General features: G+C 67.2%; 23 protein-coding genes. 5 read left to right on the top strand and 18 right to left on the bottom strand.

Annotated elements, in window-relative coordinates; genetic code table 11:
* Positions 1-112 precede the first annotated feature (112 nt).
* On the bottom strand, positions 113-895 hold the full coding sequence (locus JT720_RS10585; RefSeq protein ID WP_336511995.1) for a division plane positioning ATPase MipZ: 783 nt from the start codon (positions 893-895) through the stop codon (positions 113-115).
* 67 nt (positions 896-962) lie between these two features.
* Between JT720_RS10585 and panC the strand changes: the two genes are divergently transcribed.
* Both panC and JT720_RS10575 read left to right on the top strand, forming a co-directional pair.
* Positions 963-1790 carry a pantoate--beta-alanine ligase gene (gene panC, locus JT720_RS10580; RefSeq protein WP_205481217.1) on the top strand — a complete coding sequence of 276 codons (828 nt, stop codon included), beginning with the start codon at positions 963-965 and terminating at the stop codon, positions 1788-1790.
* An 80-nt stretch (positions 1791-1870) separates the two neighbouring features.
* A complete protein-coding gene (locus JT720_RS10575) occupies positions 1871-2179 on the top strand; it encodes an SEL1-like repeat protein (RefSeq protein WP_205481216.1) in 309 nt (102 codons plus the stop codon).
* Positions 2180-2310: 131 nt separating this feature from the next.
* On the opposite strand, the gene pal is transcribed toward JT720_RS10575, so the two are convergent.
* From pal to JT720_RS10510, 13 genes are all read right to left on the bottom strand, one after another.
* Positions 2311-2829, bottom strand: coding sequence for a peptidoglycan-associated lipoprotein Pal (gene pal / locus JT720_RS10570; protein WP_336511994.1), 519 nt, complete (start codon positions 2827-2829; stop codon positions 2311-2313).
* Between the two features lie 13 nt (positions 2830-2842).
* Positions 2843-4225 (bottom strand): Tol-Pal system beta propeller repeat protein TolB, encoded by a 1383-nt coding sequence (tolB, locus tag JT720_RS10565; RefSeq protein WP_237219804.1) that lies wholly within the window; start codon positions 4223-4225, stop codon positions 2843-2845.
* Positions 4226-4262: 37 nt separating this feature from the next.
* On the bottom strand, positions 4263-5042 hold the full coding sequence (locus JT720_RS14055; RefSeq protein WP_205481438.1) for a hypothetical protein: 780 nt from the start codon (positions 5040-5042) through the stop codon (positions 4263-4265).
* Complete coding sequence (locus JT720_RS10555) at positions 5039-5482, bottom strand: ExbD/TolR family protein (protein WP_336511993.1); 444 nt, start codon at positions 5480-5482, stop codon at positions 5039-5041. Before JT720_RS10555 ends, JT720_RS14055 begins: the two co-directional genes overlap by 4 nt.
* 2 nt (positions 5483-5484) lie before the next feature.
* Positions 5485-6174: a protein TolQ gene (gene tolQ / locus JT720_RS10550; RefSeq protein ID WP_205481214.1), complete on the bottom strand. Its 690-nt coding sequence runs from the start codon at positions 6172-6174 to the stop codon at positions 5485-5487.
* Positions 6171-6629, bottom strand: a complete 459-nt coding sequence (locus JT720_RS10545; RefSeq protein ID WP_205481213.1) for a YbgC/FadM family acyl-CoA thioesterase — start codon at positions 6627-6629, stop codon at positions 6171-6173. Before JT720_RS10545 ends, tolQ begins: the two co-directional genes overlap by 4 nt.
* Before the next feature lie 129 nt (positions 6630-6758).
* Positions 6759-7865, bottom strand: coding sequence for a DUF3089 domain-containing protein (locus JT720_RS10540; RefSeq protein ID WP_205481212.1), 1107 nt, complete (start codon positions 7863-7865; stop codon positions 6759-6761).
* Positions 7865-8905: a Holliday junction branch migration DNA helicase RuvB gene (gene ruvB, locus JT720_RS10535; protein ID WP_205481211.1), complete on the bottom strand. Its 1041-nt coding sequence runs from the start codon at positions 8903-8905 to the stop codon at positions 7865-7867. Before ruvB ends, JT720_RS10540 begins: the two co-directional genes overlap by 1 nt.
* On the bottom strand, positions 8906-9304 hold the full coding sequence (locus tag JT720_RS10530; protein WP_336511992.1) for a GFA family protein: 399 nt from the start codon (positions 9302-9304) through the stop codon (positions 8906-8908). It lies immediately after the preceding gene.
* On the bottom strand, positions 9301-9897 hold the full coding sequence (ruvA, locus tag JT720_RS10525; RefSeq protein ID WP_205481210.1) for a Holliday junction branch migration protein RuvA: 597 nt from the start codon (positions 9895-9897) through the stop codon (positions 9301-9303). The genes JT720_RS10530 and ruvA overlap by 4 nt, the downstream gene beginning before the upstream one ends.
* A gap of 106 nt (positions 9898-10003) precedes the next feature.
* Positions 10004-10492: a crossover junction endodeoxyribonuclease RuvC gene (ruvC, locus tag JT720_RS10520; protein WP_205481412.1), complete on the bottom strand. Its 489-nt coding sequence runs from the start codon at positions 10490-10492 to the stop codon at positions 10004-10006.
* A complete protein-coding gene (locus JT720_RS10515; RefSeq protein ID WP_205481209.1) occupies positions 10489-11232 on the bottom strand; it encodes a YebC/PmpR family DNA-binding transcriptional regulator in 744 nt (247 codons plus the stop codon). Before JT720_RS10515 ends, ruvC begins: the two co-directional genes overlap by 4 nt.
* Positions 11233-11241: 9 nt before the next feature.
* On the bottom strand, positions 11242-11484 hold the full coding sequence (locus JT720_RS10510; protein WP_192584888.1) for a DUF2312 domain-containing protein: 243 nt from the start codon (positions 11482-11484) through the stop codon (positions 11242-11244).
* A gap of 131 nt (positions 11485-11615) precedes the next feature.
* Between JT720_RS10510 and pyk the strand changes: the two genes are divergently transcribed.
* Complete coding sequence (gene pyk, locus JT720_RS10505) at positions 11616-13070, top strand: pyruvate kinase (protein WP_205481411.1); 1455 nt, start codon at positions 11616-11618, stop codon at positions 13068-13070.
* Between the two features lie 93 nt (positions 13071-13163).
* On the opposite strand, the gene JT720_RS10500 is transcribed toward pyk, so the two are convergent.
* Entirely contained in the window at positions 13164-14033 is an 870-nt protein-coding gene (locus JT720_RS10500) for an NAD(P)H-hydrate dehydratase (protein WP_205481208.1), read from the bottom strand.
* Entirely contained in the window at positions 14030-14803 is a 774-nt protein-coding gene (locus tag JT720_RS10495; protein ID WP_205481207.1) for a histidine phosphatase family protein, read from the bottom strand. Before JT720_RS10495 ends, JT720_RS10500 begins: the two co-directional genes overlap by 4 nt.
* Positions 14804-14977: 174 nt before the next feature.
* On the opposite strand from JT720_RS10495, the gene JT720_RS10490 reads away from it, so the two are divergent.
* Together JT720_RS10490 and JT720_RS10485 are read left to right on the top strand one after the other, a co-directional pair.
* Positions 14978-15271: an autorepressor SdpR family transcription factor gene (locus JT720_RS10490; RefSeq protein ID WP_205481206.1), complete on the top strand. Its 294-nt coding sequence runs from the start codon at positions 14978-14980 to the stop codon at positions 15269-15271.
* Positions 15268-15642 (top strand): ammonium transporter, encoded by a 375-nt coding sequence (locus JT720_RS10485; protein ID WP_205481205.1) that lies wholly within the window; start codon positions 15268-15270, stop codon positions 15640-15642. The genes JT720_RS10490 and JT720_RS10485 overlap by 4 nt, the downstream gene beginning before the upstream one ends.
* Positions 15643-15689: 47 nt before the next feature.
* On the opposite strand, the gene JT720_RS10480 is transcribed toward JT720_RS10485, so the two are convergent.
* The gene (locus tag JT720_RS10480) at positions 15690-17846 is read right to left on the bottom strand and encodes a family 1 glycosylhydrolase (protein ID WP_205481204.1); all 2157 of its coding nucleotides are present in this window, start codon (positions 17844-17846) and stop codon (positions 15690-15692) included.
* Positions 17847-17866: 20 nt separating this feature from the next.
* On the bottom strand, positions 17867-20176 hold the full coding sequence (gene glf / locus JT720_RS10475) for a UDP-galactopyranose mutase (protein ID WP_237219806.1): 2310 nt from the start codon (positions 20174-20176) through the stop codon (positions 17867-17869).
* Between the last annotated feature and the right edge of the window lie 183 nt (positions 20177-20359).

The raw sequence follows: 20359 nt of genomic DNA, 5'->3' as shown, positions 1-20359 counted from the left end.
CGTAGCAAGGCTGGCTTTGTTCATCCAGCTTCCAACATTGCGCTCACCCTGAGCTTGTCGAAGGATGCTGGAGAATACGCTTCGACAGGCTGAGCGTGAGTGCGACAGAACGCTATGCCGCGCGTGCGGCTTCGGTCCCCGGCACCCCGAGCCCCGCCACCATCTCGCGCAACTCCTGGCGCGCGGCGATGTGGCCGAGGCCGACTTCGCCGAGCTGCTTGAGGTCGAGCAGGGTCAGCCCCTTGGGGAAGAGCTCGCGGTAGATGACGCGCTCGCCGAGGCCGGGGATGACGCGGAAACCGACACGGCGGGCGAGCTCGTCCATGGCGGCGCCGACGCGCTGCTGGTTATGGGAGCCGATGTGCTGCATCCGGTTGCGGAGCACCACCCAGTCGACGGACTTCCCGGCGGACTTTGCGCGCTGGGTCCGGCTGTTCCAGATCAGCTCGGCATAGAAGCTCGGCTTGGTGATCTTGAAATTATCCGGGTGGACCTGGCCGATGAGGTCGAGGTCGACAAAGCTGTCGTTCATCGGCGTCACAAGGGTGTCGGCTTTGAGAATGGCGGCGCGAGCGATCGGGTCGTCGCGTCCGGGGGTATCCACGACGATGACGTCGGCTTGGCTCGCGAGGCGGGCGAGGGCGGCATCGAGCGCGGTTTCGCTCAGCTCGTCCAGCACCTCGAAGGCGGGCTGCGGAAGGTCGGTGCCGGTGCGGCGGATCGTGGCCGCGCGGTTCTCGAGATAGCGGGTGGTCGTGCGCTGGCGATTGTCGAGATCGAGCGCGGCGACCCGGTGGCCGGAGGCGGCTAGGGCGACGGCGGTGTGCACGGCGGTCGTCGACTTGCCGGTGCCGCCCTTCTCGTTCGCGAAGACAATGAAGTGTGGATTGGTCACTGGAATTTTCCCCCGGCGCACTCCAAAGCGCCCTCGAGACCGGCGGTTTAATGCGGGGGAGTCAGCGGTGCAAATCATCCGTGACATGGCAGCGCTGCGTCAGGCGCGGCGTGGCTTGCCGGGCACGCTGGCGCTGGTGCCGACAATGGGTGCGCTGCACGCCGGGCACCTGAAGCTGGTCGAGGAGGCGAGGCGCCGAGCGGATCGGGTCGCGGTGTCGATCTTCGTCAATCCGCTGCAGTTCGGGGCGGGGGAGGATCTGGCCCGCTACCCTCGGCAGGAGGAAGCGGACCTGGCAGCCCTCGACGCTGCTGGCGTGGAACTGGTGTGGCTGCCGGCGGTCGGCGATCTCTATCCGGATGGCTTTGCGACGCGGATCAGCGTGGCGGGGGTGAGCGATCGGTGGGAAGGCGAGGCTCGGCCCGGGCACTTCGAGGGGGTGGCGACCGTCGTGGCCAAGTTGCTGATCGCGGCGGCGCCGGACGTGGCGGTGTTCGGGGAAAAGGATTTCCAGCAGCTGGCGGTGATCCGGCGGCTGGCGGCCGACCTGGCGCTGCCGGTGGAGATCGCCGGGGTGCCGACGGTGCGGGATGCGGATGGCTTGGCGCTGTCGTCGCGCAACGCATACCTCAGCGCGGAAGAGCGCGGGCGGGCGGTCGCGCTGCCAGCGGCACTGGGGCAGGCGCGGCGCGATATCCTGAGCGGGTGGGAGGTTCGCGCGGCGTTGGCGGCGGCCCGGGCCACGCTGGACGAGGCGGGGTTCGGTCCGGTCGATTACCTCGCACTTGTCGATGCGGCGACGTTGGATCCGCTCGACGCGCCGCGGGGCGAGATGCGGCTGATCGCGGCGGCGAAGCTGGGCTCTACGCGGTTGATCGACAATCTAGCCGTCTGAAAAGCTGGTATTTTTCGCGTTAACCATTTCGTAGGCGAATCGGACCGAACTTCGCTCCAACAAACAGGGGGAAGTTCACGATGTCAGCCATCAGCCAGAAGAGCGCCGAGTTCCTGATCCGCAGCCGGATCGCCGATGCAGAGGGCGGGGATGTGGATGCGCTGTTCGACCTAGGCGTGGCCTACTCTACCGGTCGAGGTGGCGTGGCTGTGGACCTGATCGAGGCGCACAAGTGGTTCAACCTGGCGGCGCTGTCGGGCTGCACGCGGGGTCAGGCCTGCCGAGCAGAAATCAGCGTGGAGATGACCGCGCGAGAGATCGCCGAGGCGCAACGCCAGGCGAGGGCGTGGCTCGGTGCCACGCAGGGCCCGCAGCGGTTGGTGGCGTAGAACGGAAGCAGGGTAACCCGCTCGCCCTGAGCGTAGGCCCGGAGGGCCGAAGTCGAAGGGCGTTCTGTCACGTCGACGCCCTTCGACTTCGCTGCGCTGCGCTCCGGACAGCGGGTTCTTGCGATTGGCGTCTATCGCACGACCACGGTCACGGCGCGGCGGTTCTGCGCCCACGCGCTCTCGTCCGAGCCGGTTGCGACCGGACGTTCCTTGCCCCAGCTGATGGTCAGCAGGCGGTTGGCTGGCACACCCTGGGCGATCAGGAAGTTCTTGGCGGAGTTGGCGCGGCGTTCGCCGAGCGCCTGGTTGTACTCGCGTGTGCCGCGTTCGTCCGCGTGACCTTCGACGCTCGCGCGGACGGCGGGATTGGCGATGAGCCACTTGGCCTGGGCCGTCAGGGTGGCGCGGCTGGCGTCGTCGAGGTCGAACTTGTCGGTCCCGAAGTAGATGGTGTCGGAGCCCGCCGCCGCGACCATGGCGGCCTGCTGGTTGGGAAGCTCGGTCAGGCCGATCTCGTCATTGGGCGGCGGCAGGTTCGGGTCGATGCCGGTCTGGTCGGTCGGCGGCGGGGCGGTCTCCAGCGGCTTGCGACCGCAGGCCGACAGGCTGAGGGCCACCGCGATGGTCGCCAGGGTCAGGGTTTTGCGCACGTTTATATTCTCCTTAGCGCTGAAGGGGCGACCAGGACGGGTCGGAGCCGTCCTGCGGAGTGGGCAGCCGTCGGGCGGTGCCACCGTTCACGGGCACGGCGAACAGGCTGGAATTGCCGCCGCGGTTGAAGCGATTGAACATGACGAACTGGCCGTTGGGAGCCCAGGAGGGAGACTCGTCCTGCCAGCCGTCGGTCAGGATGCGCTCGCCCCCGCCGGTCGCGTTCATGACGCCAATGCGGAAGGCGCCAACTCGGACGAAGGCGATGCGGCTGCCGTCAGGGCTCCATGCAGGCGAGCCGTAGGCGCCGCCGCCGAAGCTGATCCGGCGCTGGCTCAAACCATCCGCATTCATGACATAGAGCTGCTGCGAACCGCTGCGGTCGCTTTCGAAGACGATGCGACCGCCATCGGGCGAGAAGCTGGGGCTCGTGTCGATCCCCGGCGCAGTGGTCAGCTGCTGCGGCGTGCCACTGCCGTCCGCATTCGCGATCCAGATGTCGGTGTTGCCATTCGCCGAGAGGGCATAGGCAATACGGCGGCCATCCGGGGAAAAGCGTGGAGCGGAGGTCTGGGCGAGGCCGGGGACCAGCAGGCGCTTCTGGCCGGTGGCAAGGTCCAGCACCCACACGCGTGCGCGCCGGCCCTGGTAGCTGACGTAGGCCAGCCGGCTGCCGTCCGGCGAGAAGCGGGGAGTGACAACGGTCGCCTCGCCCTGGGTGAGGTAGCGAAGGTTGGAGCCGTCCGAGTCCATGATGGCGATGCGCTTGATGCGCTGGCTCTTCGGTCCCGTCTCCGCCACGAACACGACGCGGGTGTCGAGGAAGGCGCCTTCGCCGGTCAGTCGGGAATAGACGGTGTCCGCGCACTTGGTGGCGGCGCGCTTCCAGCTGGCGGGCGCGACGACGAAGCCCTGGCGGGTAAGCTCCCGGCCGGTGGTCACGTCATACAGGTAGCAGCCCACGGTGATCTGGCCGTCCGGACGCGCCTCGACAAAGCCCGCGACGAGCTGCTGGGCACCAGTCTGGCGCCAATCGGGGAAGCTGGGGCGGGTGGCTTGCGGATAGGTGTAGGCCGGGAGGCCTTCGGGACCGAGCGGGTTAAGCTGTCCGCTGGCGCGCAGGCCGGAGGCGATCACGTCGGCGACGGCGCGGCCGATGGTGGCGGTGCTGCCGGCCGGCGTCGGGATGTCGACCGGGGTCGGCATGGCCGGAACGGCGACGATTGTGCCGGCTTTCACGCTGCCGCCGACGATCTCGACTTCGACGGGCGGTGGTTCTTCCTGGGCCAGGGCGGGTGAGGAAACGAGAGCCGCCGCCAGCAGTGCGCTCACGCTGAGCTTGTCGAAGCGTGTCTTCAGGCGAGCACTGGTCGAAAGACCCTTCGACTTGCTCATGGGGAGCGCAGGTGGGTTCGATCGGTTCATGGTCACCTCACTGGACTCGGTAGGTCATGTTGATGTTGCTCCAGCCGCCCTGCGGCGTGCGGTAGAGCTCGGCGGGCAGGCGGAGCGGGCTGCATTTGGCGAAGACGCGCTTTGCCTGGTCCTCGACCAGCGGCACGTAGCGGGCGTTCTCCTCGTCGTCGCCGGCCACGAGAACGACGTTCAGGCTCTGCAGCCGGCCTGAGGGCGCGAGGCGGAGGTTCAGCGTCAGTCGGATGCGGTCGGCGCCGGCCCCGATGAAGGGCTCGTCGTCGGCGCAGGGCTGTATCTGGCGCTTGATCGCACCGTCGATGCTGGCGCGGGCTTCGGCGTTGAAGGTGGCGGCGGCCGGCTTGGCGGTGGAGCGGGACGGGGCGTCGGGCAGCCCCTTGAGGAAGTCGTCGCCAAGGCGGGAGACGCGCGGTGCGGGCGTGGGTCTGGCGGGCGTCGGGCGCGGCTGGGCCGTGGGGCGAGTTGTCGGAGCGGGCCGCGGCGCCGGAACGGGATCAATGCGCGGAGGCGCTGGGGTCGGCAGCGGCGGCGGCGGCGCGACTTCGGCGGGCGGGGCCTGCGCTATTTCGGGAGCCTGGCTCGGGGGAGGTGTCGTGACCGGCTGCGGGGCCGCCGCAATGAGGCCGATCTCCTCGGCGTCGACCATCTCCACCTCCATGGCAGGCGGCTCGGGCTTGGGCGCGACGCCGGCGAGCGTGGTCGTAAGTGCGGCAACAAGGGCGAAGTGGAAGAGGATGGCGGCACCGGTGCCGGCGAGCTCTCCACGGTCGACCGTCATGGCTGGTCGCCACCGACAGATACGAGGGCGACGCGGTTGAGACCCGCCCGGTTGAGCTCGCCCATGACCCGCATGACGCGGCCATAGTCGAGACCCCGGTCTGCACGGAGGTAGACGCGGCGGCCCTCCGGCGGGGCGGGCTCGGCGGCGATGGTGGCCAGGCGCTGGCTCAGGGCGGCCTCGGGGACGGGCGCGTCATCGATGAAGATGGCCCCGTTACCGTCCATCGCGATCTGGACCGGCTGCGCCTGCTGTTCGAGCGCGCCGGCGCGGCTTTCCGGCAGGTCGACCGGCACGCCCGCGACCAGCAGCGGTGCGGTCACCATGAAGATGATCAGCAGCACCAGCATGACGTCCACCAGCGGGGTGACGTTGATCTCCGCCATCGGTGCGCGGCGGCGGCGGCCGCGGCCCCGGCGGGAGGAGACGGAGGCGCCCACCCCTAGGCCTCCAGCTCCAGCTCGCGGCTCAAGGTCGCGTGGAAGCGGTCGGCGAAGCGGCCCATGCGGGCTTCCAGCTTGTCGAGACCATGGGTCAGGCGGTTGTACGCGATGAGGGCCGGGATGGCGGCGAACAGGCCGATGGCCGTCGCGAACAGGGCCTCGGCGATGCCGGGCGCGACGACCGCTAGTGAGGTGTTGTTGGCGCCCGCAATCGCGGTGAAACTGCGCATGATGCCCCAAACCGTGCCGAACAGGCCCACGAAGGGCGCGGCAGACGCAACCGTTGCGAGAATGTTGAGGCGATCGGAAAGCTTGTCGAGTTCGGCCGCGACCTCCGCGTTCATGCGGCGCTCCAGACGCTCGCGGGTGCCGGGGCGGTCGATGGTCTTCACGCGCGTCGAGCGGCGCCATTCGTCAAGGCCCGCCGTGAGGATGCGCGCGGTGGGAAGGTTGTCCTTGCCCCGCTTCGCGTGAAAGGCGTCGATGTCCTCCGCTGCCCAGAAGTCGCGTTCAAAGGTGTCCGTCGCCTTGTTGATGCGCTTGAGGCGGGTCGCGTGCGTGAAGATGATCGCCCACGTCCAGATGCTTGCAAGCAGCAGGCCCACCATCACCGTTTTCACCACCGCGTCCGCGTGTTGGAAGAGCGCCAGTGGCGACATCATGTCAGCGGCATTCACGGCCGGCGTCATTCTTCCTCCCTCGCGACCAGCGCCTTGAACTTCTGCACCCACTCGGCGGGCTGGCGAGTGGGCCGGCCGTCGAGGGTGAGGAAGGCGGCCGTCACCCTTCCGTCGGTCAACTGTTCGGTTCCCCGCATGACTCGCTGATGAATAAGGACGGAGGCGGCGCGGACCTGCTGGACGGTGGAGAGAATGACGAGGTCGTCGCCAAGCTTCGCCGGGCGCTGGTAGCGAAGGTTGATCTCGGCCACGGCGTAGACGCCCTCGCCCCGGTCCAGTGCAGCCTTCTGGTCGACACCGACCGCGCGCAGCATGTCGGAGCGGGCGCGCTCCATGAACTTCAGGTAATTGGCATAATAGACGATGCCGGCCGTGTCCGTGTCCTCGAAGTAGACGGTGAGGGCGAAGCGATGCTCCGCACCGACGAAGCCGCCACGATAGGGCGTGAGGAGGTCTGACGTCATTGCGGCGGCTTTAGCGGGCGGGGAGTCAGGGGGGAACCCTTTGAACCGCGCTCCCCCCGAGCCTGCCGAAGGGTGGCTGCCGCCGGAGAGTGCTTGCGCTTCGACAAGCTCAGAGTGAGCGCCGTCCGGCTAGTCTGCGCCTGTTGCTTCCACCAGCCGCACGAGGTCGCCCTGGGGTGCGCTGATGTCGGCGAGGTGCATGCCCCAGCCGGGCAGGAAGAAGCCGGCCGCGCCGACTTCGCCGCCGATGCGGTCGGTGCGCTTGTCGTTCGGGTCGGCGTTGATGCGCACCTCCAGGTAGCCGCGCGGACCGTCGTTGACGCAACGGGCGGAGACCAGGCCTTCCGTGCGGAGGTAGGGCGTGGGCGGCGCGCCTTCGGTGCTCCACTGGATCGGGCCGCCAGGAACGGGAATGGCCGAACGCGCGAACCAGTAGCTGTCGAGCGGCTCCCATTGCGTGCTGCCCGGCTTGGCCGGGTTGACGCAGCCGACGGTCATGCCGGGCGCGGGCGCATAGCCGAACAGGGCGCCTTCCGGCGGCGGGTTCTTCGTGCGGTAGCTGACGTAGCTGATGACGCAGCCGGCCTCCCCTGGGCGGGAGCAGAGGGGGGTGGACTTGAACGTGCCGCCAACGAGCTTGCCCTGCGGCACGAGGACGTTGAAGCCGGGAATGATGGCGAGGCGCATTTGCCGGGCCACGGGCTTGCCCTCGATCTCCTCGGCGATGAGGCGCTGGAGGTGCCAGCTGCCCTGGCTGTGACCGACCAGGACGAAGGGGCGACCCTTATTGCGGGTCGCGAGATACTGGCGGAAGGCGTCGCGGACGTCGCTGTAGGCAAGGTTCTGCGACGGCCTGAGATCGGCGCCGATCGCGGCTGCGGCGATCGCCTGGGTGGTCATCTGGCGGTAGATGGGCGCGAACGTGCGGCAGGCGCTTGCAAAGCGCGCGAATTGGGTCTCGGCTGCGGCGCGCTCCTCGACAGCGTTCAAGTCGCTGTTCATGCCCCGGTCCCGCGAGACGGTCGGGTAGACGTAGAAGCAGTCGAGCGGCGGGTTCTTGGCAACGTTGCTGCGCCCGGTGGAGCCGTAGCCGTTCGGGTTGAGGGCGGTGGTGGCGAGGTGCGTGGAGCAGGCGTCGGTCCGACCGGGCAGGCAAAGCCAGCTGGCGTCCTTGCTGTAGTCCGGCGCCGTGGGTGCGGCCTGGGCGGCAAGAACAAGAGCCAACGCAAACGCCATCATTTCACTCCGTTACCGTCGAACAATCCGCTTTGCGCGCCCGCGGGTGGGTTGAGGCCGAGATGGCTCCAGCCGCGCCCGTTGAGGCAGCGCCCACGTGCCGTGCGGGCGATGAGGCCGAGCTGAATGAGATAAGGCTCAATCACGTCCTCGATCGTGTCGCGCGGCTCGCTGAGACCGGCGGCGAGCGTCTCGACCCCGACAGGCCCACCGCCGTAGAGGTCGGCGATCATGTGGAGGTAGCGGCGGTCCATGGCATCGAGGCCGAGGCTGTCGATCTCAAGCCGGGTGAGGGCGCGATCGGCGGTGGCGGCGTCGATGTGATCGGATCCGGCGGCATGGGCGAAGTCGCGCACGCGGCGGAGCAGGCGGCCGGCGATGCGCGGTGTACCGCGGCTGCGCCGGGCGATCTCGTGCGCGCCGTCCTCGCCCAGACCCGCGCCGAGCAGGCGGGCGGCCCGGCGGACGACCTGCTCCAGCTCCTCCACCGTGTAGAAGTTGAGACGCACGGGGATGCCGAACCGGTCGCGCAGCGGCGTTGTCAGCAGCCCCTGGCGGGTGGTCGCGCCGACGAGCGTGAAGCGCGGCAGGTCGATGCGGACCGAACGGGCCGACGGCCCTTCCCCGATCATCAGGTCGAGCGCGCGGTCCTCCATGGCGGGGTAGAGCACCTCCTCGACCGCGGGGTTGAGGCGGTGGATCTCGTCGATGAACAGGACGTCGCCGTCCTCGAGGTTGGTCAGCAGCGCCGCGAGGTCGCCCGACTTGGCGATGACCGGGCCAGAAGTGGCGCGGAAGCCGACGCCCATTTCGCGCGCGACGATCTGCGCGAGGGTGGTCTTCCCAAGGCCCGGCGGGCCGAAGAAGAGGACATGGTCGAGCGCTTCGCCACGTGCCCTCGCGGCGGAGATGAACACCCGCAGGTTTTCACGCGCGCCCTTCTGCCCGACGAACTCGTCGAGCGACTTGGGGCGCAGGGCGGCATCGGCGTCTTCGGCCGTTCGCTCGGGCGTGGTCAGGCGGGCGGGGTCGGTTGCCATTCAGAAGCTGTGTTCGACGCCTTTGCCGGAAATCTCAACCCACTCGTGCTTGCGTTCTTCCCAGACGGACACCGTTGGAGAAAAGGCGTAGGGGTCGTCGAACGCGCCCATGGCGATGGCGATCGTCTCCCGAGCATCGTCGTGCCGATAGAAGAGGCCGGCGCCACAACTCGGGCAGAAGTGGAAGCGGGTGGTTTTGCCGCTGTCGCCCTGGTGCGCGAACTCGCTCGAGCTTCCCTCCGTGATGACCTGTTCAGCAGGGAAGCGCACTTGCGCCGCGAAGGAAGACCCGCTGCGCTTCTTGCAGTCGAGGCAGTGGCAGACCGAGATGCGAACCGGCTCGCCCGTCGCCATGACGCGCAATTGTCCGCAGCGACAGGAGGCGGCGTGGCTGGTCACTTCGCTGCCTTACGGAGCGCCAGGCGAACCAGCGCGTCCAGGGTTGCGTCCGGGCCGAGCTCCTCCTGCGCTGCGGCAACGGCGGCGCTGGCTTCGGCAGGCTTGAAGCCGAGATTGGCGAGGGCCGACAAGGCGTCGTGGGCAGTGCCGCCTCGCGGCACCGGTGTTCCGGCAGCGCTGGCGAGCCCGGGCATGCCGAGCTTGCCCTGCAGCTCCATGGCAATGCGCTGGGCGAGCTTGGGACCGACGCCGCTGGCTCGCGAGATCATCGCCTTGTCGCCGGTCGACACGGCGCGGGCGAGGTCGTCCGGGCCAAGGATCGACAGGATGGCAAGCGCCAGCCGGCCGCCCACGCCCTGGACGCTGGTGAGGTGCCGGAAGGATTCCCGCTCGCCGGCCGACCCGAAGGCGAACAGGGTCATGCTGTCTTCGCGGACCTGAAGCTCCGTCAGCAGGATGACACTGCCGCCGATGGGACCGATGGCGTCCAGCGTCTTGGTCGAGGCGAGGACGAGATAGCCGACGCCGTTCACGTCGATGACGGCGCTGTCGGCAGTGGTTTCGACGAGAACGCCTGCAAGTCTAGCGATCAAATATGGCGCCCTCCCCTGCGCTCACGCCGAGCCTGTCGAAGCGCGAGCGCTTGGGCTGGTCTCCCGGCCACCCTTCGACAAGCTCAGGGTGAGCGCAAGGGCTTTATCATTGCACGCCCCGTCGCGTGCTCGCCAGATGGTGCGCGTGGGTGATGGCGACGGCGAGGGCATCGGCGGCGTCCGGACCCGCGACCTTCGTGCCGGGCAGGAGGCGGGAGACCATGGCGTGGACCTGGTCCTTGGCCGCTCCGCCGGTGCCGACGACCGCCTTCTTGACCAGCGTCGGCGCATATTCCCCGACCTGAAGGCCGGCGCGGGCGGCACACATCAGCGCGACGCCGCGCGCATGGGAGAGCTTGAGGGTGGAGGCTGGGTTCTGGTTGACGAAGACCTCCTCGGCGGCCGCCGCGTCCGGGCGGTGCTCGGCAATCAGCGCTTCCAGCGCGTCCGCAAGCTCGGCCAGGCGCTGGGGCAACGGATCGGCAGTGCGGGTCTTGATCTGTCCGTTCGCGAGATGGGCAAGCCGGTTGCCGTCCGCCCGGACCACGCCCCAGCCGGTCGAGGTGAGGGAGGGGTCGAGGCCGAGGATGATCAGCCCAGTCGCTCCATCACCTCGTCGCTGATCTCGTAATTGCCCCAGACGGTCTGGACGTCGTCGTCGTCCTCTAGCGTGTCGATCAGCTTGATGAGCGAGGTCGCGTCATCCTCGCCGACCTCGACCGGGGTCTGCGGCTTCCAGGCAAGCTTCACGCTCTCGGGCTCGCCAAGCGCCGCTTCGAGCGCCTTGGCAACGTCGTGCATGCCGTCGATGCCTGTCCAGATGCGGTGGCCGTCTTCGTCGCTTTCGACGTCGTCGGCACCCACTTCGATCGCTGCTTCCAGGACCTTGTCGGCGTCACCCGCGCTTGCCGGATATTCGATCAGGCCGAGCCGCTCGAAGCCGTGGCTGACCGAGCCGCTGGCGCCGAGATTGCCTCCGTTCTTGCTGAACGCGGTGCGAACGTTGGTGGCGGTACGATTGCGATTGTCGGAGAGCGCCTCGACGATCAGCGCGACGCCACCCGGGCCGAAGCCCTCGTAGCGGATCTCCTCGTAGTTCTCGACGTCGCCGCCGGACGCCTTGTCGATCGCCCGTTGGATATTGTCCTTGGGCATGGACTGCGCCTTGGCCGCCAGCACCGCGGCGCGCAGGCGCGGGTTCATGTCCGGATCGGGCAGGCCCATCTTCGCCGCCACGGTGATCTCGCGGCTGAGCTTGGAGAACATCGCCGAGCGCTTCTTATCCTGCGCGCCCTTGCGATGCATGATGTTCTTGAATTTGGAATGGCCTGCCATGGTGCGCCCTTACACCAGCCCGAGCGCGTTGCGGTAGGTCTCGAGCAGCGCGTCCTGTTCGTCCCGCGCATGCTTTTCCATTTTCCGCAGTCGGACGATCTGACGCATGATCTTGCTGTCGTAGCCGTTCGCCTTCGCCTCTGCGTAGACATCCTTGATGTCGTCCGCGACGCCCTTTTTTTCTTCCTCGAGCCGCTCGATGCGTTCGATGAACAGTCGCAGCTGATCTGCCGCGACGTTTCCGTCTGACATGGTTTTCCCCGCCCCTTGAGTTCTAAGGATTCGGCCGACTCGTTAGGCGAGCGAACCTCCGCGCTCAAGCCGGTTGAACATGGAGCGGGAGCGGCTATGGCAAGCGCGCAACAAGGAGATGACGAGTGGCGATGCCGGTCGGCCCGCGTGGGCGCAAGGTACGGATTCTAGCGACCCTCGGCCCGGCGAGCGACACGCCCGAGATGATCGGCAAGCTGATGCGCTCCGGCGCGGACGCCTTTCGCATCAACATGAGCCACGGCGACCAGCAGGCCAAGGCGCGGCTGGTCGAGATCATCCGCAGCTTTGAGAAGGAGAGCAAGCGTCCGACCACCATCGTCTTCGATCTGCAAGGGCCGAAGCTGCGGGTGGACTCGTTCACGGGTGGGTCCGCAACGGTCGAGACCGGTGGGCGATTCACCCTCGACCAGTCGACGGACCCGGGTGATGCGACCCGCGTCCACCTGCCGCATCCCGAACTGTTCCAGGCGGTGAGCGAGGGTGACCGGCTGCTGATCGACGACGGCAAGATCCGCCTGCGCGTCGCGGCGGTCACGGCCGAAAGGATCGAGACGATTGTCGAGGTTGGCGGCAGGATCAGCAACAACAAGGGCGTCAACGTGCCCGACGTGCTGGTGCCGATCCCGGCCCTGACCGAAAAGGACCGCAGCGACCTGCAGTTCGCGCTGGAGCAGGACGCGGACTATATTGCGCTGTCGTTCGTCCAGCGGCCGGAAGACGTCGAGGAAGCGCGCCGGCTGATCGGCGACAAGGCGGCTCTGATGGTCAAGATCGAGAAGCCGGCGGCGATCGACAAGCTGGAGGAGATCCTCTCGCTTGCGGATGCGGCGATGGTGGCGCGCGGCGACCTTGGCGTCGAGCTTCCGCCCGAGGGTGTGCCGCCGCTGCAGAAGCGCATCGTCGCCCGCTGCCGTGAGCTGGGCAAGCCGGTTGTCGTCGCCACGCAGATGCTGGAGTCGATGATCAATTCGCCGACCCCTACCCGGGCGGAGGTGAACGACGTCGCCAACGCGATCTACGACGGGGCGGACGCGGTCATGCTGTCGGCGGAAAGCGCGGCGGGCGATTATCCGTGCGAGGCGGTGCTGATGATGGACCGGATCGGGCGCTCGGTGGAGAGCGACCCGGCCTACCAGAGCCGGGTGCATTTCACCGCCACTCCGGCCGAGGCGACGACGGCCGATGCGCTGGCCGAAAGCGCGGGGTTGATTTCCAACACGGTCGAGGTGGCGGCGACCGTCTGCTACACGTCCACGGGTTCGACTGCCCGCCGCATCGCACGCGAACGTCCGCCCGTGCCGGTCATGGCGATGAGCGCCAGCCTCAGGATGGCGCGGCGCATGGGCCTCGTCTGGGGCGTGCATGCCGTGCACACGCGCGACGTGTCGAACTTCGAGGAGATGGTCGGCAAGGCCAAGCGCATGGTCCTGCGCCACAAGATCGCCGGGGCGGGCCAGCGGATCGTGATCATGGCGGGTATCCCCTTTGCCACCAGCGGATCGACGAACGTCATCCACGTCGCGAAGATCGTCGGGGACGAACTGGATGATTACGGGGTGAGTTGATGTGCCGTCTCCCGCGAAGGCGGGAGTCCATCTCGGTAGCTGCGCTCAAGCACCTAAGGTCGGGAGATGGATTCCCCCTGCGCCGGGATGACGTTACCGGCTTTCCAGCAAGGCCGGCACCTCGTCCGGGATCTGGCGCGCAAGGTAGCCCAGGGTTCCCACGGTCTCGCCCAGCCGCCGCCCGGCCTCGCCATGGCACCAGACGCCCCACAACAGCGCGGTGAGCGGGTCGCAGCCCCGGGCGAGGAGGCCGCCGACGATTCCGGCAAGCGTGTCGCCGCTGCCGCTGATCCCAAGGCCGGGTCCGCCGCCACGGTAACGAAAGCTGCTCCCGTCCGGCGCGACGATGTGGCTCTGAACGCCCTTGACGAGGGTGACCGCGTCGTAGCGATCGGCGCAGGCGTGGCCGGCGGCGAGGGGGTCGGCCTCGACGTCCTCAGCATCGCACTGGAGCAGGCTTGCCATCTCACCGGTATGGGGCAGGAGGATGGGCGGCGTTTCGGCGCGCTTCGCATCCTTCTCGCGGGCAGGCAGGGCGTGCAGCAAGGCGGCGTCGAGGGCGAGGTGGTTGCCATTCTTCAGCAGCGCCGCTGCCAGCTGCTCGGCGACCTTCCCGCGTTGGAGGCCTGGGCCTGCGACCACGGCATCGGCCTTGGCGGCCCGTTCGGCCAGCGGCTTCACCGTTGAAGGTGCGAAGCCTCCATCCCGTCCTGTCGCCATGCCGACCACCATGGCTTCGGGCATTGCCATCGCGAGGTGGGGGGCGACCAGGTCTACGGTTGCGATCTGCAGCCGGCCGGCGCCTGCGCGCATGGCTGAGAGCGCGCACAGCAGCGCGGCGCCGCCCAGGTCGCGGCTGCCGGCGATGACCAGGATGGAGCCGCGCTCGTTCTTGTCGCCCGCGCCGATCGGTGGAAGCGGGTGCTTCTTCAGAGTGGCAGGATTGAGCTCGTTGACCTTCATCGGGTGCCGGTGATCTGGTCGGGTTCAGCCGTGATCGGCGCTTCGTCCTGCTCCAGCGGCGCCGGATGGTTCCAGTGGGTCAGCCTGGGCGCGCAGTCCAGTTCATGCGGCTCGAAGTCGAACGCGCAAATGCCGCAGTTTAGAATCTCCGCCTCGCGGTCGATGGCGAGGATCTGCTGCTCCTCCAGCTCCTCCAGGATGTAGCGCATGCACAGCACGACGACCTGGTGGCAGACGATCAGGACGCGGCGGCTGGGATAATGGAGGTTGATCGAGTTCATCGCCGAGCGGAGGCGAAGGATGACGTCGGCCCAGCTCTCGCCGCCGGGGGGACGATGGTAAAATTTGCCCAGCCGCCGGCGGTGGGCGGCTTCTTCCGGATACTTTTCGCGGATACCGATGGTCGTCAGGCCGTCGAAGATGCCGAACTCCCGCTCCCGCAGGCGCTCGTCGATGACGGTTCGAGCCTTGCCGCCGGCGAGCCCGCCCTGTTCGCAGATGTGCTTGGCGGTCTGCCGCGCGCGCAGGTAGGGCGAGGAGAGGATGACCTCCGGCTTCTGGTCGTCGGGCAGCGCAGCGAACCAGCGTCCGGCCGCGATCGCCTGGCTGTGGCCGAGGTCGGACAGGGGAACGTCGACATCGCGGATGCTGATGCCGATGTGGGCGAGCCCCTCCGCATCCGCCTTGTCACGCGCGACGTTGCCCTGGCTCTGCCCGTGCCGGACGAGGTAAAGCCGGTCGGGCCAGTGAAGAGTGGTGCGATCCGCCAATTGCGCCTCCTGCTCGGTTCAGGAGAAAGCATGAGCGGCGGGATGGGTCCAGTTCGGGGCTTGGTTGGGCTCGCAGGCCTTGGGAGCATGAGACGGCTCAAGCAATTGTTCGGACAGTTCCTTCACCAGCCTATCTCGCTTGACAACGATTAGACGATTAGCTAATCGTCTTACATGAGCAAGGTGTTCAAGGCTTTGTCTGATCCTACGAGGCGCCGGGTGCTTCAGCTTCTCCGCAGAGGACCGCTAAGCGCCGGCGAGCTCAGTGAGCAGTTCGACGTCTCCAAGCCGACCATGTCTGCACACTTCGCCGTGCTGAGGGAGGCTGACCTGATCCACGCGGAGAAGTCGGGTAAGTCGGTGATCTATCACCTGAAACTATCCGTGCTCGAAGACGCGTTGCTCGGCTTTGTCCAGTCCTTCGGGACCAAGGACGTGCTCGAGCTTCCCAAGGAGCCAGCACGATGAAGAACATACCATACGGAGACCTAGCCTGGGGTGGGGGCATTATCGTTCTGGCGCTGGCCGCGACCGTCGCACGCCAGTTGCACTACATCGATGAGGATACCACCACGCGCATCGTCCTGGGTGCCACTGGGCTCATGGTGGCTTGGTACGGGAATCGCATGCCCAAGGCGTTTCTTCCCAGCGCCTGCGCTCGCAAGGTCGCGCGGGTTGGTGGCTGGTCCATGGCGATCAGCGGGCTCGTCTATGCGGGCGTGTGGGCATTCGCTCCCTTCGACATCGCGCTGGTGGTCGGTTGCGGCGCGATCATCGCGGGTATCGTGGTAACGATTGGCTACGGCCGCGTGCTGCGAGGACGGGAAAGAACAGCCTGAGATGAACGCAGGTGCTCTGTCGGACTTCTACCGACGCACGGGCAATCTCACCGCCCCGGCAGTGCCTCCGCGTGGAGCATGAAGTCCTCGAGTGCCCGGCCGAGCGGGCGGAGGATCTGGCCTCGGCTGGTGCCAAGCGTGTTATCCGCCTTGTCGCCGCCGCTATTGCGGATCTTCTTGGGCGACAGGCCAGCGCGGTCGGCCATCTCGCGGGCGAGGCCGTGCCAGCTGATGCTGCCCTCGTTGGCGAGGTGCCAGAGCCCAGTCTCGCCGTCCAGCAGCAGGTCCAGCGTGGCATGGACCAGGTCCGGAACGTAGGTCGGTGAGACCACCGCATTGTCGCTGGCGTGGACCTCCTCACCCCTGGTCAGCCGATCGAGCGTGCCCCAGAGGAAATTGAAGCGGTCCCAAGGTCCGAAGAAGGCGCTGGTTCGGACAATGAGCGCCTGCGGATCCATGGCCATCACCCTGTCCTCGGCCTGGGCCTTGCTCTCCCCATAGACGCACGCGGGGCTGGTCGGGTCAGGCTCGACATAGGGGCGCCCGAGCTTGCCGTCGAACACCAGGTCAGAGGAGAAGGTAACGAAAGGGATGCCGCGCTTGTGACAGGCGGCGGCAAGCAACTCGGCGCCGGTGGTGTTGATGCGGAAGCAATCGTCGGGCTGGTGCTCCGCCTCCGGCACGCGGACGAAGCCGGCAGTGTTGATAACGGCCCAGGGTTGGAGCCGATCGAGTGCCGCCTCGATGCTCGCCGCATCCGTGATGTCCATGGCCTGCCGGTCCGTGACCACATGGGCGAGGCCGCGATGATGGCAGATGCGGCCGAATGCCTGACCGAGCGTGCCGGTCGCGCCGGTGATCAGCAAGGGATGCCTCCCGAGGTGGTGCGGTTTGCAGGAGCTTGCGCCGACCGTGAAGCGCTCGGGCCGGCGCCACCAGGGACGGCCCTGCATGGCGGGATGCTGGAGCAGCTGCCCCTTGGCGAGGCTGGCGGCCGCTTTGGCGACCATGGTCGGGCGGAGCTTGCCGCCGCGCGTATCGAAGGCACCGACATCATAGATGCCCTCGCGCCGGGTCAGCAGCGAGCGCCAGTCGACGTTGCCGAACAGCGACCAGAGGGTCACGGCCCGCAAGTCGACGCCCTCGCCGCGCACCTTCTCCGCAGCCTGCCAGACTTCGTGGAACCAGCGGACCTGCTCCTCGCGGGTGCAGCCGTGATGGACTTCGGTGATGGCGAGGGGAATGCCATAGCGCTTCCACGCTTCGCGCAGGCGGGCGGTTGGACCCGTTTTGCCGGCAAGATGCGGCATGCGCACTGCCTCGAGGTCGACGTAGCGGTGGCGCCCGTTGGAGCCGGGCGCCACCTGAGGGTAGCGGGCCAGGCGCTCGTCCAGGTAGCGCTCGCTGGTGAGGTAATGGTTGATGCCGACGATGTCGGGCGCTGCTTCGCCGCTCATCAAGGCCTGCAGCTTTACCGCGGGAACCTTAGCCTTGCTCAGCAGCTTCCAGAAGCTGTGCCGTTCATCGACCCGGCCGGTGAGGAGATCCAGGCTGAGCCAGCGCCGCTCATTCTCGTGCCGCGCCTGATACGCAAGCTTTGGAGTGGCGAACGTCTTGCCGAGGTCCTCCGTCGTGACGTGCAGCGCGCCCGGGTTCACGGCGCGGATGGCGCGCATAGCGAGCAGCGAAGCTTCGCACTCGTTGACCAGCGCCTGCATGGTCTTGGCGAGGTCGCGCGTGTGCGGATACCAATGGCCATAGAGGCACGCGAAGCGGGCCGTGGTCAAGGGCTCGTTGACCGGCGTCCACATGTCGATCCACGGGTAACGCTCGGCGACAATGGCGGCATAGTCGGCGAGCTTCCGGCCGAAGCCAGGATCGAGCAGGCTGGTGTAGCGCGGCCCTGAGCCATGGTGAACCAGTCCGCCGATGACCTTGATTCCCAGATCCCGAAGCCGCCGGAGCCGCTCGTCGTGCCAGCTGAAGTCCAGCTGCTCGGGACTGTCGGGAGCGACCCGCTCCCACACAATCGGATAGCGGACAGTCTTGATGCCCAATTCGGCGATGGCATCGAGATCCGCCAATCGATGGGCGTGGCCGGTTTCGACAACCTGGTCGCGATAGTCGTCGCCGAGGCGCACGACGGTGCACTCCACCCCGCCCCATAGCTGGAGCGGGGGGTGCTGGTTTGTCGGTTCGGTCATTCCTGTTCCACTGTCCTGGCCTAGATGGCCAGGCGCAGCTCCCTGCTGGCCGCCCCGATCTTGCGGCGATCCTCGTCCATCCGCCGGAAGGTGGCGAGCGCCTGTCCGACGATCTGATCCATGTTGTAGTAGCGGTAGGTCGCGAGCCGTCCGACGAAGGTCACGCCCGCCGTGGAGTCGGCCAGCGCCTCGTACTTCTTGAACAGCTCCTGGTTTTCCGGCCGCGGGATCGGATAATAGGGGTCGCCCTCCGCGCTCGGATATTCGAGCGTGATCGTGGTCTTGGGGTGCTCCTGGCCCGTCATGTGCTTGTACTCGCTGATGCGGGTGTAGGGCACGTCGGGGTGCGGGTAGTTGACCACCGCCACCGGCTGGAACTGCTCCTTGTCGATGGTCGAGTGGACGAACCGCAGCGAGCGGTACGGCAGCTTGCCGAAGCGCCAGTCGAAATATTCGTCGATCGGCCCCGTGTAGATGGTGTGAGCGGCGTCGATCTCGTCCTTGACGTCGCGGTAGTCGGTCCCGAGCGACTTCTCGATCAACGGGTGGTCGAGCATCTTCTCGAACATGCGCGTGTAGCCGTGGAGCGGCATGATCTGGTGCTTGTCGGTGAAGTAGCGGTCGTCCGTGTTGGTCCGCGTCGGGATGCGGCTGGTGACCTGCTTGTCGAGCTCCGACGGATCGAGGCCCCACTGCTTGCGGGTATAGCCACGGAAGAACAGCTCGTAGAGCTCCCGCCCGACGGCGTTGATGACCACGTCCTCCGACGTGCGGATGTTCGCCACCGGTTCGGCGCGCGAAGCGAGGAAGGCGGCCGCCTCCTCGTCGTTCTTGAGGCCCGCGTTGAACAGCTTGTTCAGCGTGGTCCGATTGATGGGGATCGGCACCAGCTGATCGCGCACGTTTGCAAGGACCCGATGCTCGTAAGGCCGCCACTGGGTGAATTGCGACAGGTAGCTGACGATCTCGTCCGAGTTCGCATGGAAGATGTGCGGCCCGTACTTGTGGTAGAGGATGCCGTTCGCATCGAGTTCGTCATAGGCGTTGCCCGCGACGTGCGGGCGCTTGTCCAGCATCAGCACGCGGGCGCCATGCTGGGATGCAAGACGCTCGGCCAGGACGGAGCCCGCGAAGCCGCAGCCGACGATCAGGTAATCGTACTTCCTGGCGCGCGGCACGTGAGTGTATTGGCCCTTGCCGAAGGCGGGGCGCTCGATCTTCTGGCCCTGTTCGGTGACTTCTGCCAGCAGCGCGGCCATGCGCGCCTGGGTCGTGTCCCAGCTCATGTCGGCGAGCAGCAGATCGACCTCGGCGAGCCAGTCGTCGCCTGAGCGAACGAGTGCGAGCTGCGCATCGCAACCGGCAATGAACTGCTCGGCCGTGCCGGCGATGCGCACGCCGGCTACCTTCTCGTAGTGGCGCTTCACGTCCTTGATCGGCGTCGAGACCACCGGGCGGCCGCCCGCCAGATACTCCGGGGTCTTCGTGGGCGAGATGAAGCGCGTCGCCTCGTTGATGGCGAACGGCATCAGCGCCACGTCCCAGCCCGACAGGTAGGTCGGCAGCTCGTCGTAGCTCTTGCCGCCGAGGTAATGGATGTTGTCGCGGCGGGGGAGGTCGTCCTCGCTGATCTTCACGACCGGACCGACCATTACGAGCTGCCAGTCGGGGCGCGCGTCGGCGACCGCTGCAAGCAGGTCGAGATCGATGCGCTCGTCTATGACGCCGTAAAAGCCGAACCGCGGACGCGGAATGCTGGCCTGGTCGGCGGGCGATCGATCTCCCTCCCGCGCCTTGGCGAAGTGCCGCCGATCGACGGATGATGGGAAAGGATGCACGTTGCCGTGGCGCTTCTTCTTCGCTTCGTACAGCGAATAGCCGCCCGTGAAGACCAGGTCGGCCGCGTCGAGCAGTTCCTGCTCCAGCTGCAGCAGTTCCGTCGGCGCGAAACGAAAAGCGGACAGCTCGTCCATGCAGTCGTACACGGTCGCAATTGCGTCGAGATGCCGCGAGAAGGGCAGCATCATCGGCGTATAATACCAGCGCACAAACCGCCCGGGCAGAGTTGCGACGTGCCCGTCCAGCAGGCCCTTGAGGATCGTCTGCTGCGCCTTGGCGTCGAGGCCCGCGGGCAGGCGTGGAGTCACGACCGTTACGTTGGCAATGTTCTTCGCCGGGCGGACGTCCAGGGACGGGCCCTCGCCAGCCGCAGCCGCCACAGGCTCTTCCCAGATGACCACGGGCATGGACTGGCCAAACCGGCTCATCAGATGCTGCGGCCGCTGAAACACGAAGTCCCACCGCAGGTGCGAAAAACAAATCAGGGTCATAGGCTTGGTCGAGGATGTCGGAACAGAAGAACTGCCTTCACCACGCACGCCGACATTCTCGAACATCTTCAAGCACCTCGTGTGATTGTAAGGTTGATTACAGGTGAACAATGAAACCCCGATTCGGGTTCCATTGTCAGCTGAGGTTCAGCTTCGCTGCATGCTGCAGTGCGACAAAGCGCA

This window comes from Sphingomonas arenae (assembly GCF_016924655.1).
In the GTDB taxonomy this organism is placed as follows: Bacteria; Pseudomonadota; Alphaproteobacteria; order Sphingomonadales; family Sphingomonadaceae; genus Sphingomicrobium; species Sphingomicrobium arenae.
The sequence above is the reverse complement of the archived record's forward strand: the minus strand, read 5'-3'. Positions and strand labels throughout refer to the sequence as shown.

Bases quoted from the DNA above. Each gene is read 5' to 3' on its own strand.
- tolB (WP_237219804.1), bottom strand. From the start codon at position 4,225: ATGAGCAAGTCGAAGGGTCTTTCGACCAGTGCTCGCCTGAAGACACGC.
- JT720_RS10480 (WP_205481204.1), bottom strand. From the start codon at position 17,846: ATGACCGAACCGACAAACCAGCACCCCCCGCTCCAGCTATGGGGCGGG.
- JT720_RS10500 (WP_205481208.1), bottom strand. From the start codon at position 14,033: ATGAAGGTCAACGAGCTCAATCCTGCCACTCTGAAGAAGCACCCGCTT.
- JT720_RS10490 (WP_205481206.1), top strand. From the start codon at position 14,978: ATGAGCAAGGTGTTCAAGGCTTTGTCTGATCCTACGAGGCGCCGGGTG.
- JT720_RS10540 (WP_205481212.1), bottom strand. From the start codon at position 7,865: ATGGCGTTTGCGTTGGCTCTTGTTCTTGCCGCCCAGGCCGCACCCACG.
- tolQ (WP_205481214.1), bottom strand. From the start codon at position 6,174: ATGACGCCGGCCGTGAATGCCGCTGACATGATGTCGCCACTGGCGCTC.
- pyk (WP_205481411.1), top strand. From the start codon at position 11,616: ATGCCGGTCGGCCCGCGTGGGCGCAAGGTACGGATTCTAGCGACCCTC.
- JT720_RS14055 (WP_205481438.1), bottom strand. From the start codon at position 5,042: ATGACGGTCGACCGTGGAGAGCTCGCCGGCACCGGTGCCGCCATCCTC.
- glf (WP_237219806.1), bottom strand. From the start codon at position 20,176: ATGACCCTGATTTGTTTTTCGCACCTGCGGTGGGACTTCGTGTTTCAG.
- JT720_RS10485 (WP_205481205.1), top strand. From the start codon at position 15,268: ATGAAGAACATACCATACGGAGACCTAGCCTGGGGTGGGGGCATTATC.
- JT720_RS10545 (WP_205481213.1), bottom strand. From the start codon at position 6,629: ATGACGTCAGACCTCCTCACGCCCTATCGTGGCGGCTTCGTCGGTGCG.
- ruvB (WP_205481211.1), bottom strand. From the start codon at position 8,905: ATGGCAACCGACCCCGCCCGCCTGACCACGCCCGAGCGAACGGCCGAA.
- JT720_RS10575 (WP_205481216.1), top strand. From the start codon at position 1,871: ATGTCAGCCATCAGCCAGAAGAGCGCCGAGTTCCTGATCCGCAGCCGG.
- JT720_RS10515 (WP_205481209.1), bottom strand. From the start codon at position 11,232: ATGGCAGGCCATTCCAAATTCAAGAACATCATGCATCGCAAGGGCGCG.
- JT720_RS10510 (WP_192584888.1), bottom strand. From the start codon at position 11,484: ATGTCAGACGGAAACGTCGCGGCAGATCAGCTGCGACTGTTCATCGAA.